12 protein-coding genes and 1 pseudogene are annotated in these 12,618 nt (G+C 41.0%); 6 read left to right on the top strand and 7 right to left on the bottom strand.

Features of this window, described 5'->3' with window-relative positions; all coding sequences use genetic code 11:
- Positions 1–219 precede the first annotated feature (219 nt).
- From MHH46_RS09230 to MHH46_RS09215, 4 genes and pseudogenes are all read left to right on the top strand, one after another.
- Positions 220–1,200 carry a sugar ABC transporter permease gene (locus tag MHH46_RS09230; protein WP_051491306.1) on the top strand — a complete coding sequence of 327 codons (981 nt, stop codon included), beginning with the start codon at positions 220–222 and terminating at the stop codon, positions 1,198–1,200.
- Between the two features lie 12 nt (positions 1,201–1,212).
- Positions 1,213–2,097: a carbohydrate ABC transporter permease gene (locus MHH46_RS09225; RefSeq protein ID WP_076191122.1), complete on the top strand. Its 885-nt coding sequence runs from the start codon at positions 1,213–1,215 to the stop codon at positions 2,095–2,097.
- A gap of 141 nt (positions 2,098–2,238) precedes the next feature.
- On the top strand, positions 2,239–3,771 hold the full coding sequence (locus MHH46_RS09220) for a DUF3502 domain-containing protein (RefSeq protein WP_076191120.1): 1,533 nt from the start codon (positions 2,239–2,241) through the stop codon (positions 3,769–3,771).
- Positions 3,772–4,139: 368 nt separating this feature from the next.
- A pseudogene (locus tag MHH46_RS09215) lies at positions 4,140–4,586 on the top strand (glutathione peroxidase); the annotation flags it as partial.
- A gap of 218 nt (positions 4,587–4,804) precedes the next feature.
- Here the strand turns inward: MHH46_RS09215 and MHH46_RS09210 are convergent.
- Both MHH46_RS09210 and MHH46_RS09205 read right to left on the bottom strand, forming a co-directional pair.
- Positions 4,805–5,134, bottom strand: coding sequence for a hypothetical protein (locus tag MHH46_RS09210; protein ID WP_076191118.1), 330 nt, complete (start codon positions 5,132–5,134; stop codon positions 4,805–4,807).
- Positions 5,135–5,300: 166 nt separating this feature from the next.
- Entirely contained in the window at positions 5,301–6,026 is a 726-nt protein-coding gene (locus tag MHH46_RS09205) for an HAD family hydrolase (RefSeq protein WP_405132591.1), read from the bottom strand.
- A gap of 193 nt (positions 6,027–6,219) precedes the next feature.
- Here MHH46_RS09205 and MHH46_RS09200 point away from each other — a divergent pair, with 193 nt between their 5' ends.
- Both MHH46_RS09200 and MHH46_RS09195 read left to right on the top strand, forming a co-directional pair.
- Positions 6,220–7,383 carry an ABC transporter permease gene (locus MHH46_RS09200; protein WP_076191116.1) on the top strand — a complete coding sequence of 388 codons (1,164 nt, stop codon included), beginning with the start codon at positions 6,220–6,222 and terminating at the stop codon, positions 7,381–7,383.
- A 96-nt stretch (positions 7,384–7,479) separates the two neighbouring features.
- Positions 7,480–7,989, top strand: coding sequence for a PadR family transcriptional regulator (locus MHH46_RS09195; RefSeq protein WP_036684013.1), 510 nt, complete (start codon positions 7,480–7,482; stop codon positions 7,987–7,989).
- Between the two features lie 104 nt (positions 7,990–8,093).
- Here MHH46_RS09195 and MHH46_RS09190 read toward each other — a convergent pair whose 3' ends face one another.
- The 5 genes from MHH46_RS09190 to MHH46_RS09170 form a co-directional block, all read right to left on the bottom strand.
- Positions 8,094–8,351, bottom strand: a complete 258-nt coding sequence (locus MHH46_RS09190) for an AbrB/MazE/SpoVT family DNA-binding domain-containing protein (RefSeq protein ID WP_036684015.1) — start codon at positions 8,349–8,351, stop codon at positions 8,094–8,096.
- Between the two features lie 604 nt (positions 8,352–8,955).
- Positions 8,956–10,476, bottom strand: a complete 1,521-nt coding sequence (locus tag MHH46_RS09185; RefSeq protein WP_081387797.1) for a S8 family serine peptidase — start codon at positions 10,474–10,476, stop codon at positions 8,956–8,958.
- Positions 10,477–10,569: 93 nt separating this feature from the next.
- A complete protein-coding gene (locus MHH46_RS09180; protein ID WP_076184254.1) occupies positions 10,570–11,205 on the bottom strand; it encodes a DUF6033 family protein in 636 nt (211 codons plus the stop codon).
- Position 11,206: 1 nt separating this feature from the next.
- Complete coding sequence (locus MHH46_RS09175) at positions 11,207–11,491, bottom strand: hypothetical protein (RefSeq protein WP_036684022.1); 285 nt, start codon at positions 11,489–11,491, stop codon at positions 11,207–11,209.
- 16 nt (positions 11,492–11,507) lie between these two features.
- Complete coding sequence (locus MHH46_RS09170) at positions 11,508–12,617, bottom strand: TIGR04066 family peptide maturation system protein (RefSeq protein WP_179086273.1); 1,110 nt, start codon at positions 12,615–12,617, stop codon at positions 11,508–11,510.
- Position 12,618: the final 1 nt, after the last annotated feature.

The raw sequence follows: 12,618 nt of genomic DNA, 5'->3' as shown, positions 1-12,618 counted from the left end.
CTATAAAATCCCCCTTTAAATCAGGCTTTTGAGCACCCTAAAAACAAAAAAGTTCTGTCTTTTTCGTTTTTTTAAGCTGCCCTTTTCCGCTTTTTTTAACTTTTTTCCGTTTATTATGATAGCGTTTACATTCCGGGTGGATTTATGATTTTCATGTAAAGCGTTCTCCTAAAACAAGGGACGGAAATGACAACGCTAGTATAAAGGAGTGGACTGTTAATGATGCAAGAGGCTACATCGGAGACACAAGGAATGCCAAGTCCGGGAATCAGGACGGCCAAAGCCAAGAGCTTCCGTAAATCCCTAAGGAAGGACAGCTCGCTTTATTTGCTCGCTCTTCCGGGAATCGTCATTCTAATTCTTTTTGCTTATCTGCCGATGAGTGGTCTGATTCTCGTCTTTAAAAATTACAACTTCAACGACGGAATCTTCGGCAGCCCGTGGGCCGGCTTCTCTAATTTCGAGTTTTTCTTCTCTAGTATGGAAGATTCTCTTAGGGCTACACGCAACACGGTGATGTTAAATGCGCTGTATATGCTAACCGGCACGTTTTTTTCAGTGGCCATCGCCATTATTCTAAATGAGCTGCGCAGCAAATGGTTTATCAAAATCACGCAGAGCGTCATGTTTTTCCCGTATTTTATTTCCTGGATTATTATCGGAGCCATTCTGTTCTCCCTGCTGGATTACGACAAAGGCATTATGAACCAGTTGCTCCAGACATTCGGCTTCTCCCAGGTTGACTGGTATTCCAGCCCTTGGCTGTTCGTAATCATTCTCGTGCTAGCTAATATCTGGAAAAGCGCTGGTTACGGCGCCATCATCTATTATGCGGTGCTGCAAGGCATCGACACTTCCTATTATGAAGCTGCAAGAATCGATGGTGCCTCCAGATGGCAGATTATCACCAAAATTACGGTGCCAATGCTGATTCCGTCGATCATTCTGATGACGCTGCTGGGCATCGGGGGCATGCTGAAAGGCGACCTCAGTATGATTATGGGGGTAACGTTCCTGAATCCGTTGCTTCTGCCGACTACCGACATTATCGATGTGTATGTATACCGCACAGCCATCCGTTCCGGAGAATTCGGCTTTGCTTCAGCCATCACGCTCTATCAATCCGTCTTTGGTTTCATTCTGGTGCTGGTGGCCAACAAATTAGCCGGCTGGTATGACAAAGACAGCAAACTATTTTAGGAGACTGATAAGATGCAAACTACCGAAAACAAAGGCCTGCTCATTTTCTTTTACATCTGTATTGCCGTATTTTCCGTAATCTGTCTAGCGCCGTTTATTCTGGCAGTATCCGGCTCCTTATCTACCGAATCCAGAATCGCCGCGGAAGGCTATTCGTTCTGGCCCAGAGGCTTTACCTTTGAAACCTACGAATTCCTGTTTGGCTCGAAGGCACAGCAGATTCTGCGGGCGTATTCCATGTCGGTGATCGTTACGGTGCTGGGTACCATATCGGCCGTATTGGTGACCACCGCTTACGCTTATGTCATTTCCGTTAAAAGCTTCCGGCTCAAAAATTTCTTCGCCTTCTTCGCCTATTTTACAATGCTGTTCAGCGGAGGAACGCTGCCATGGTATCTGCTTAGCACCAAATATTATCATTTGGGCGATACGCTCATCGGCCTGTTCATCCCTTATGTGCTAAGCGTCTTTCTGATGTTTCTCATGGCTAACTATTTCCGCAGCATCCCGCATGAAATCGTGGAATCTGCGCAAATCGATGGTGCCGGACATCTGCGGATCTTCTTCAGCATTATGATTCCGCTGGGCCGCGTCGGACTGGTCACCATCTCGCTCTTTTACGCACTGCAATTCTGGAATGACTTCTATTTGCCACTAATGCTGGTATCCGATCAGGATCTCTATACGATCCAATATTTGATGTACAACATGATGGCGAACATTCAGTTCCTGGCTTCCGGCAATGCTGCTCAAGTTGGTGGAGCTATCATCGCACCGCCACTGGAGACAGCCAAAATGGCAATGACCTGTCTGACCGTTTTGCCAATCGCCATATTATATCCTTTTCTCCAACGCTTTTTTGTCAAAGGCATTATCGTAGGTTCAGTCAAAGGCTAATTTCCAGCAAGGATGCCATATTATGTTCGGTTGCACCGGGTTTATGCTCCCCTACTTCTTGATGTACAATGGGACTTAAGGGAGCACGGCCTTTGCAATAGATGCCTCAAACATTATGATTCTATTTCAGGAGGGTTCATCATGAAAAAGAAAAAAGGTTGGTTAAGTTTGCTCCTCGCTGCGGTGTTCTTGGTAAGTGGCTGTGCTCAGGGCGACAATGAAAGCGCTCCCCCTAGTTCTGGAACTGGAAATGAAGGTACCTCTTCCTCTACGGATAGCGGTAGTAAAGACGGCAGCGCCTTGGCTCCTGCCAAATTGAAAATTGTGCTGTACGGGGATGAGTCCAACCGGATGAAGGAACTAGCGAAGACATCGTTCTACGACACTATTAAGAAAGAAATCAATGCTGAGGTTGAATTTCAGTTTCTTCCTTGGACCGAATATGGCGGCGGTAAAACTGATTTAATGCTGTCTACGGGAGAAGACTTCGCAACTTATACAGATGCCAATTACATGGTAAAATCTGTGGCAAAGGGGCTTTATGCCGACCTCACTCCGTATGCCGATGCAGCCGCTGATTTGAGTAAAAATGTGGACGAGGCCTCCTTCAAAGCCTTTCAGCTGGAAGGCAAGCAGTATGCGATCCCCGTCGGCAACAAACCGAATTCTGCGGAATTCTACAGTGCGCTAGTTAGACAGGATTTGCTTGAAGAAGCCGGCATGACACAGGTCACTTCACTGGGAGAACTAGAGCAGTTCTATGATAAGGTCCATGCCATTCATCCCGAACTGATCGGGTACGCCAACACCGATGCGCGCAGACTCCTACAATATAATTACACGGACAAAAACCTCTATTGGCAAAATGATTTTATTGCCCTGGATGAGTCTGTGAAGGATGATCAAATTATTAGCTGGTTTGAAACCGAAGAGTTCAAGAGTTATGCGAACCTTATGCACGGCTGGTATGAAAAAGGAATCATTCCAAAATATGCCGCCACCAATGTCCCACAGCTGCAGTCTGACTGGAACTCCGGAAAAGCGATGTTCTGGGCCGGCACAGCAGCACGCCCATTCGAAGGTGCGGCAACCATCTCACAAGCAGTGCCTGATGCCAAACTGGTCAACTATTTCCTCGGCAGCGGCCGTCCAAAAATCAGCCGCGGCACTTACAGCACCGCCTTTTTTGTCTCCACCGCAGCTAAAGACCCTGAACGTTATATTATGTTCTTCAATCTGCTGCAAAAAAACCAGGAGCTGTACGACTTGTTCGCCTACGGGATAGAAGGAACAGACTATACGCTGGATGAAAACGGGCGTTTGACCAAAATAACTACTGATTCGCTGATCCCCGACTGGCTGCTGATGAACAAAAACTTCATGCGTTTCGACAACACGGTACCGGACGAGTTTATTGCAGAATATAAAGCTTGGGACGATGGAGCCATCATTTCCAAAGGTGCCGGCTTCAACTTTGACAATACACCCGTCAAGAATGAAGAAACGAAGCTGAACGGCGTATTCACTGAATACCTCGCTCCGATCGGCAGTGGCTTCAGTGATTATGACACCGCCTTTCCCAAAGCGCTAGACAGACTAAAAGCAGCGGGAATAGACAAATATATCGCTGAATACCAAAAACAATTTTCCGAATGGTACGCTAAGCAGCAGTAAGCACCGCCGCGGCAATTATCATACCGGTCAAGAAGCGTGTCTCCATTAAGGAGCACGCTTCTTTTGGCCTTCGAACACCGTGATGAAAGCGGTATAATGGCCAACCTTGAATCAATACGACGGCGAGCAGGATAATTCAATCAAAATGATTACGTTTGGGGAATTTTCGTTGCTGATACTCTTAGAGTTATTTTCAAAGTAACTTAAAGGATAAGAGGGAAACTGCTCATTGGTTAAAAGCGCAAAAATAAAAATTTAAGCGGCGTTTTATACTGGAGATACACTCGTTATAGGTTAATACTATAAATATTATTCCTATTATATATTAGACCAATAAATGCCTATAGCGCTATTATGTTATTTATAATAATTACTCTCGCCAATTACCTGATCTTCAAAAACTTTACGAAATTCACCATGAGCAAGGGTTTGAAATACTTGGTTTTCCTTGTAACCAATTCAACGAGAAGGAGCCAGAAAGCAACTCGGAAGTACATGAATATTGTGAGAGCAACTTTGGAGTTAAGTTTCCGTTATTTGAAAAAGTTGAGGTTAGGGGACCGTCTGCCCATCCTTTATTTCAATATCTAACACAGCAAGCACCATTTCAAGGATTCGATACTGAGACATCAGGCGGTAAATGGATGCAGGATTTTCTGCAGGAAAAGTATCCGGACATATATGCCGGCGATGGGATGAAGTGGAATCTCTCGAAGTTTTTAATCGATAGAAACGGTCATGTATACGGTAGATACGAAACAACGACTGAACCTTTTGACATAGAGCCATTTATTGAGTCACTTCTTTTAAATTAAATGAATCCGATTGGTAATTTAACCAACAGAGAACGATAGTTTAACTTAAAGGGTTTACATATTAGGCATGCAAAACATTTAGAACCCTTTATGTTATTTAAATTTCATTTCTTACTTTGATTAAATAATATAAAGTCAGAATAAATTGTATTAATAAGATAAGATATAAGCCAATAACCAGTAGTACATTAAGAATTGCCTGTCCTCCCCCCCTATGATTAGTTAAGCCAACCTGTAAGGAAAAAAAAGAGCATTGTGGTACCCACACAGATAAGGAGCAATAGCTCCAAATTTTTTTCAAATAGATGTTTTATAAACCATAGATAACTTACAATGCACAACAAAAGAACAGCACTATAAAAAAACAAGGAATCATAATGAGTTACAAATAGGCTCCCTCCACCAATAGAAAAGACTATACCTATAACTAAAAACCACATCCCCACTCCAATAGCAGCACTTAAAGCAATAAAAAAGAAACTCATTATCATATTTATGCTCCCTTGGCCCACTTCTCGCTTCTCGGTTTCTACATTTTTCCTCTCCATTTTTTATCGGATTACTCCCTTTATTTATGTATATCTTTGACATTAGACTGACCGCTCCTGCACCTGCATTTGGAGTATTGAAAATAAAAAGGCACCCTTCTTCAAGGATGCCTTTTTTTGATCAAGCGCTTGCTTGTAAGCTAAGCAAACTCCCCATCGTAAGTTCTTATTCACTAATCGTTGCGTTGTCGTATAAGTCAACCAATTCGTCGAAGGAGGTAATAATGACATCAGAGCCCTTCAGCTCATCCTGACGTCCGAAGCCTGCATAGGCGCAGCCGATTACGGTCTGGCCATTTCCTTTACCTGCCTGAACATCAGAAGAACGATCCCCAACCATCCAGGCACTGCTGATACCATGATTATCCAAAAGAATGCGTAGCAGCTCGGTCTTAGTCGCAGTGCCTTGACCTCCCGCACTATACAAGCCTTCGAACAACGCCTTAAGCTCATGCACCACAACGATGCTGTGAATATAATCCTCCAGCCCGTTGCTAGCCACAAACAGCTTCACTCCGCGCTCTTTAAGCGCTGTCAGTGTCTCAACCACCTGTGGATACAGTAGCGTGCCTCCGGCTTCAAGCCCTTCAATCTCCAGCTGCAGGAGCAATTCATCCGCCCGGCGGTGCACGGCTTCATCTGCTTCAGGCATAACATTCTTCCAAATGTCTGCCAGCAACATCCCTAAGCAGCCTAGAATACGTTCTTCTGGTGGTGTAGGTCCTACGTATAGTCCCTCTTTCCGCAAAATATCGAACATTTTATGATATGCAGGCAATAAAAGACTTTCAGTCTGGAACAATGTTCCATCCATATCAAATACAATCGCTTCTGGCTTGTTCAGTTTCGCATGAACCACGTTTTGTTCCATTCCATGTACTTCGTTACTCATCTGTTGTTCCTCCCCATTCTGTTCAGCTTCAGGTAAGACATTCATCTGTGCGATATTTCCAGTACAAGCCCTATGATATATGAAATCGCTTTGTAATGTCCATGCTCTTAACTTTTTCTGTTGCAGTTTATATTTCGTTATGATATATTTCAATCTGTAATATTACAACTTGAAATATAAAGGAGAAATAACCATGTCAAATCAATTAATCATGCGCTTCCTCAAGCAGCCTGCTACCATCATTGGAATTATAACTGCACTGTTGTTCCAAGTTTTTTTCAGCTTAATTTGGATTACAGGGTACGATCATGTAACGGATCGGGTAGATCAGCTGCCCATTGCTATTGTTAATGAGGATGGTACAAATGCCCAGCCTATAGTCGATGGGATTGCAGGATCACTTCAGTTCGTAACCAGACAGGATCTCCAACTAGAAAATGCAAAAGAAGCACTTGAGCATAGAGAAATCCGCATGATTATCAATATTCCCCAAGGGTTCACTGGACAGATCAGTAATCCATCTGCAAAGACTGAACTCCACTACTTCTTAAATGAATCTAATCCACAGATGGTCAGCAATGTGATGCAGTCGGTAGCACTTAAAGTCACGGCTGCAATGAACACTCAAAACAGTAATTCAGCACTAAGCCACACCTTGGATGCTATGAATCTGCCGCAGGCACAAGCGGAGATCATCAAAAGTGCTGCAAGCAGCCGCATTTCCGCCAACGTCGAAATCATTAACCCTACAACTAATTTTGCACAAACTATGGTTCCCTTAATGATCGTTACCGCCTCATTTACCGGTGCTATGTTACTCGCGATGAATCTCCATAAAGCTTCCTCCAACTTGTCTGGACAATTTAGTAAATGGAATCGCTTTGCAGCCCGATTTGTCATAATGGGTGGAACGGCTGTGCTTATCTCACTAGTGGGAACTATCATGGTTAACTCACTCGGTATCCACTCTAATCGTGGCTTTCTGCTTATGTGGCTGTTCGAGTTCACGGTAATTCTCTCCTGTATGATCCTTGCTCAGTTTAGTCTGCTGCTCCTCGGGGATGCTGGCGGCTGGCTAAATATTGCGCTTCTCTCCATGCAAATGTTAGCGTCCGGAGCAACTATTCCACGCGATGTGCTTTCACCTTTTTATAACTGGATCGGTCCCTTTTCGCCCGCTTACTATGCAGTTAATGGTATGCTCGACCTGGTTATCGGGGGTAACGGGGTATGGAAGGATATGTTCTATTTACTCTGTATTGGGGCAACAATTGCTGTATTAAGCGTACTTGTCACTTTCCTCCGTAAAGAAACTCGGATCTCACGAGAACAAGAGCCTGTGCCAGTAAATGCGTAATTATACAGTTTGCCACTCCGGCTATGCCATTTCAAATTGAGAGCGATATGCAGTTGTGATATGGTAGGAAGTGAAAGAAAGGAGCGGCAATGATTTATGAACATACAAGATGTTATTCTGGGGATTTTAAGCGAAAAACCTCATTCTGGTTACGAGATAAAACGACATTTCGAGGAATACTTCTCATTTTTCTTCGATGCCAGCTATGGCACGATCTATCCTACCCTAAGCAAGATGGAAAAGCTGAATCTGATCACTAAAGAATCTGTGCGACAGGAAGGCAAACCCGACAAAAATGTATTCACCATTACCTCTGCCGGCTTGGATCAGTTCCACGCTTATCTACAATCACCAGCCGAAAAAGATGTTCTGCGTTCTGACTTTTTTATGCACCTGTATTTTGGGGAAAAGACGGACAAAGAGAACATAGATAATCTGCTTCGGCAAGCATTGATAGAAAAGCAGGCAATGTACGACGATCTGGAACAGAAGTTGAACCAGCTAGATTACAAGTTATCTTCCTACCAGAAGTTGTGCATGGAGCTAGGCCTCGTACAATATGATGCTTTTATCAAAAAAATCCAAAGTGTGCTAGAGTCTAAATAAAACCGGCTTTCGAAAGTACACCATAAAAAAAGAACCGGTATTACATGCACATCTTGTGCTTGTAATAGCGGTTCTTTTTTTTGAAATCATATGTGGTATATGGATTATGCTCTATCGAAGCTTGCAATAAGTTCATCAAGAACATCTTTGCTTACCATTTTACCTTTGAAATTGATCAGGTTTTCTGAGCTTCCGGAGAAGATACAAGTTGGCTCATATTTTCTAAGGATAATCTTTTCAGCGTCTACAAAAATCTCGAGCGGGTCTTTTATGTCGATTCCCATTGTTCTACGCAGTTCAATAGGAATTACGATACGTCCCAATTCATCCACTTTTCTTACTATGCCTGTTGCTTTCATCATCGTACATCCTCCCTTGAAGTCACATTTATAATCATTCTTGCTAAAAGCTATGTACGCTTCTATATGATAGTAATGATTACGCTACTACCTAATTCTAAAGTTCTATTCATTTCCTGTCAATTATTTTTCTACATTATATGATATTATTCGACAAAATTTCGACAATGTATGATATCTGTTGAGCACCAAGATTTGAAGCCATGTCAGAACACAAAAAAATAGGGGCTTCTCTGGAATGTCGAAATTCACCCAGAATGTAACCCTACTTGATGACAATTCTACCCTAAAATACCTTCGTTAATCTATTTGTAAATCTTGTCACTCCGCTTATCCGCAATCACAGTAAGTAGGAAATTGTCGAAAACTAGCAAGAACGCTACTCCGTCATTTACCCAGATGTTTAGTAAGTCAAACTTAAATAGGATCTATCATTGGAATAATAAATTCGCTATGAGTAGTGTGTGTATCGAATCCTCATGTAAATATAAGGCTGATGATATCACTGTAGTGTAAATACGATGAATCCGGAAGTCGACTAACGAGGGGCTAGCAAAGAAGTTATTAATGGAGAGTATTCTAAGTGTTTGATGATTTTTGTCCCCCATTAAGAGAGTAAATAAATTATAGAATTATATAGTTCTCTGATAAAGGTTTCATCAATCTGTTTAATATTGATAATACGTTCCTGGCATAAGCCATTTACAGCAAAAGTTGCTTGAAAGTAACCGTTTAATGGTTCAATGTCTATTTCAATATCCGTTTCTATTTTATCCGAAATATCATAGCCATATAAGACATATATCGCGATATCGTAAGATTTCTTATTCAGAATTAAGGAAAAATAGGAAGATGTCTGCGCTGAGTTTGTCTCAGGAACATAGTCTATTCCGTATAAAACTCCGATAGGGTGATTCGATGCAAAATAACTGTTATAGTTATTATTTTTAAATTGCCCTTTTAACCAGAGAATAACTTCAAAGTCAGTGTCAGCAGGGATGTAAATAGAAACCATTGGCTCTTCGATCAGCAACGGGGTGCTGTTAAGTGTGTAAATGTTGTGTATTTTGAATAAGCTATGCCATAACTTAATGTTAGTACACTGATTGTTAACTATCTTGTTCATATCTTTTCCTTGGTAATTGTCAATAAACACTACATTTTTATTGTATTTCGAAGCAATCCACTGTAATTCAACATAAGCATCAGGGTAAAGATCTCTGCTGATCACAACGAGAGTCTCAATATTTTCATTGTAAGCCAATAGGGCTGCATCAACAGCATCATAAACCGACTCAGCGGGAACGACAATTTCACCGTGTATGTTAACGCAAAGATTCAGATTGTCCAATTTGCATTTTCCGTTCACATAGCATACTAATATATCACTTATCCAATCAGGGTCAGCATAGCAAATAAACAAGTGTTTATCGTCCCTATAGTTATTTGCCATTTTCGACAACATGAGTTTTATTTGCTGCAAGTTAGTTAGGTGAGATTTACCAATGAGTTCACATACTTTGGCTGTAATCATGGGCGCGGCAAAGCTGTTCGAGTTGCTGCACTCTTTACCATTCAAATGATGTCTAGCAAAAGCCGTAAATTCTATACCGTCGATGATATTATCATTGAGATAAAACTCCCCTTCGTGCAGCGTGTTGCTTACCTCTCTCTTAACGCCTATAACGTTTGAAAAAGAAGCTGGATATGTAATATAATTATGATTACTTGCGGCACTTACAATAACTAAGCCTTGACCAGCAACCTTGTTTATAACTCTCTGCGTTTCTAATAAATCCGCTGAGCAATGGCTTCCCAAGCTGATATTTACAACTTGGATATCATTTTGAACGCACCATTCTAGTGCACTATACAACTTCTGGATATTTCCCCTTAAGGTAGAAGACAATATCTTCAAGCTATACATATAGATTTCCGGATAATAGTGCTTAATTATGCCTGCGCAGATGGTGCCGTGAGTTATTCTTTCGGGACTGTCTATTGTATAAGCGTCTATTGTGAAATCTTCATTGAAGATCAACTGTTGAACAACCGGTTCACCTAGCAAATATTCGTTGATACCATCATCAATCACGGCAATTTTCACTTTAGCTTCGATGTTCATCATCTCCTTTTACAGATCGACAAAAATAAAACCGCCTCATTGGTCACAAATCCATTGACCCAGGCGGTAGTCATGATTAAAAAAGTGATTAATCATTTAATTAAACAGGTTCTTTTTCCGCAGCATCGAATCCAGACTAGCTTGTAGCACACTATTTAAATACATGCTATCTTCTTCACCATTATTGGAGTTGTCAATAAATAACCCGAATTGTGATAGGCTAGAGCTGCTACTTAATTTACTCAACGAGTCTAACTGCTCCGCCTTTTTCTTTTTATCTGCCTCTACTTCTTTATTAATCTTCTCCCGCTCGGCAGGTGTTAAATAATCACCAATCACCCAAAAAGTAGCTGTTCCATCCGGATGTATAATGACGCCACTGGCATCACCGGGTTTATCATTAGCGCTGGAATCAAAATGATCCTGAATAATTGCTTCTACCCTTTTTTGCATTTGTGGATCTGTTGCCGACTGATTCAGTATATTTGGAGCAATGGTTACATTCCCTTTGCCAACACTACCAGAGTATACACTTTTCACTGCTTCATTGTTCTTTGGTATGGCTTGAACGTTGATTTTAATGTCGAATTTTTTTTCCAATTCCATCAAAACCGCTTCCGAACTCGATGTCGATAGCGCGTCTTGAAATGAAATCTCTGAACTCTTATTTTTCTGGATTACCATTGCAGCCCCCGCACGATTCAGGCTACTGAGTGAAGCTACATTCAACAACTTAAACCAACTCCCTTATTCTTTTTTCCTGTAGAATGCGGCAAACTGTATTATTAATTCGATCTAGGCTGTTGAAGCATCCATTTAATATATCGGTTTCCGGAATTTGTATTTTTAGTTTTTCCTCAATATGTACAAATAGAACCAACAAATCCCGTGGTGAGAACTGCATCGCCTCGCCCAATAAATCTTCATAGAAGTAGTTTTCATTAAGCTTGATCTTGTCCATTCCCATTACGTCGAATAATATTTCGTTTATCTGTTCACGCACTTGATCCAGATCCATAAATATCACCCTTCTTTTATACGATTTGCATATTTTCCTGTAACAATAGAGCTTCACAGCATTCTGCTAATTTCAAAGTGTCTGTCCCATTTAACGAATTAAACAGAGGAACCACTGACTCTAGCGATATTTTTGCAATTTTTTCATCAACCAACTTAGAATCAACCGTAAAAAACTTCAATTCTTTATCCTGTTTGCTTCTGCCCGTATCAAATTTATGATTTGACATATTAAAACAATCAATATCAAAACCTAATTTATGCTTTGTTGACACACATATCTTATCGAGAAACTCTCCATTAAAATCATCATAGGTCAAGTTCATAATACCGACATCCGGATGGATTGCACTAGCCGCCTCGAATGCAGTAATACCAAATCTATTGGTAAACAGATTATTATATACCATTGTCCCGCCTGGAATTCCGATAATCATTACATCAGGTCGTTCGTTCAATTCAATATATTTACAGAAGTGATTAAAAAGAAATATTTTATCTATCTCCGCTTCTTTATGATTAAACATAAAATCAGGAAAAGAATGAAATCCCATAATCTCACAATAAGATTTTGTCCCAATTTGACTTACTTTGTACCCTTCTTTCAAGAAATAATCCCTTAGGCTAAGCTGAACATCAAATTTATTGGATTTTTCCATAAGACTCGCCACGCAGATTATCGGAACATTAATATCCAGCAGTATTTTCTCAACGAGTTCTACTTTCGTTCTGTCAATGTCAATTCCAAAAAAACTTGTGAGTTCCACATTATTTTTCAGGCATACCTTCTTTACCATTTCAACTTCATGATCAGCACATCTGTTAAGCAGAACAATATCTTTTCCCATCTCTGCGGCTTTGATAATTGTCGGGAACACCACTTTTTCAAAACTGCATTCAAATTCACAAATCATTAACACATCAAATTCAGCATCTGAAAAAGAATCTTTAACTTTTATACCCACATCCTCACCATAATAGCTGTACGCTGCATCTTTTTCATTCAGTCCAAAACCTAAAGGTGCCATTAATGAAACAAGCTCATAGTTGCCCAGTAAATTGGAGAATCTGACGACCGGACCGAAATCTGCATGATATGGATAAACAATTGCTCTTTTTTTCACCATT

Origin of the sequence: Paenibacillus sp. FSL H8-0175, from assembly GCF_045040615.1 — a bacterium.
GTDB classification, from domain to species: domain Bacteria; phylum Bacillota; class Bacilli; order Paenibacillales; family Paenibacillaceae; genus Paenibacillus_AQ; species Paenibacillus_AQ odorifer.
The sequence above is the reverse complement of the archived record's forward strand: the minus strand, read 5'-3'. Positions and strand labels throughout refer to the sequence as shown.

What these genes read in the sequence shown, in the direction of transcription:
- MHH46_RS09175 (WP_036684022.1), bottom strand. Translation starts at nt 11,491, where the DNA reads ATGGATCTGGATCAAGTGCGTGAACAGATAAACGAAATATTATTCGAC.
- MHH46_RS09190 (WP_036684015.1), bottom strand. Translation starts at nt 8,351, where the DNA reads ATGATGAAAGCAACAGGCATAGTAAGAAAAGTGGATGAATTGGGACGT.
- MHH46_RS09205 (WP_405132591.1), bottom strand. Translation starts at nt 6,026, where the DNA reads ATGAGTAACGAAGTACATGGAATGGAACAAAACGTGGTTCATGCGAAA.
- MHH46_RS09230 (WP_051491306.1), top strand. Translation starts at nt 220, where the DNA reads ATGATGCAAGAGGCTACATCGGAGACACAAGGAATGCCAAGTCCGGGA.
- MHH46_RS09210 (WP_076191118.1), bottom strand. Translation starts at nt 5,134, where the DNA reads ATGGAGAGGAAAAATGTAGAAACCGAGAAGCGAGAAGTGGGCCAAGGG.
- MHH46_RS09225 (WP_076191122.1), top strand. Translation starts at nt 1,213, where the DNA reads ATGCAAACTACCGAAAACAAAGGCCTGCTCATTTTCTTTTACATCTGT.
- MHH46_RS09220 (WP_076191120.1), top strand. Translation starts at nt 2,239, where the DNA reads ATGAAAAAGAAAAAAGGTTGGTTAAGTTTGCTCCTCGCTGCGGTGTTC.
- MHH46_RS09200 (WP_076191116.1), top strand. Translation starts at nt 6,220, where the DNA reads ATGTCAAATCAATTAATCATGCGCTTCCTCAAGCAGCCTGCTACCATC.
- MHH46_RS09195 (WP_036684013.1), top strand. Translation starts at nt 7,480, where the DNA reads ATGAACATACAAGATGTTATTCTGGGGATTTTAAGCGAAAAACCTCAT.
- MHH46_RS09185 (WP_081387797.1), bottom strand. Translation starts at nt 10,476, where the DNA reads ATGATGAACATCGAAGCTAAAGTGAAAATTGCCGTGATTGATGATGGT.
- MHH46_RS09170 (WP_179086273.1), bottom strand. Translation starts at nt 12,617, where the DNA reads ATGGTGAAAAAAAGAGCAATTGTTTATCCATATCATGCAGATTTCGGT.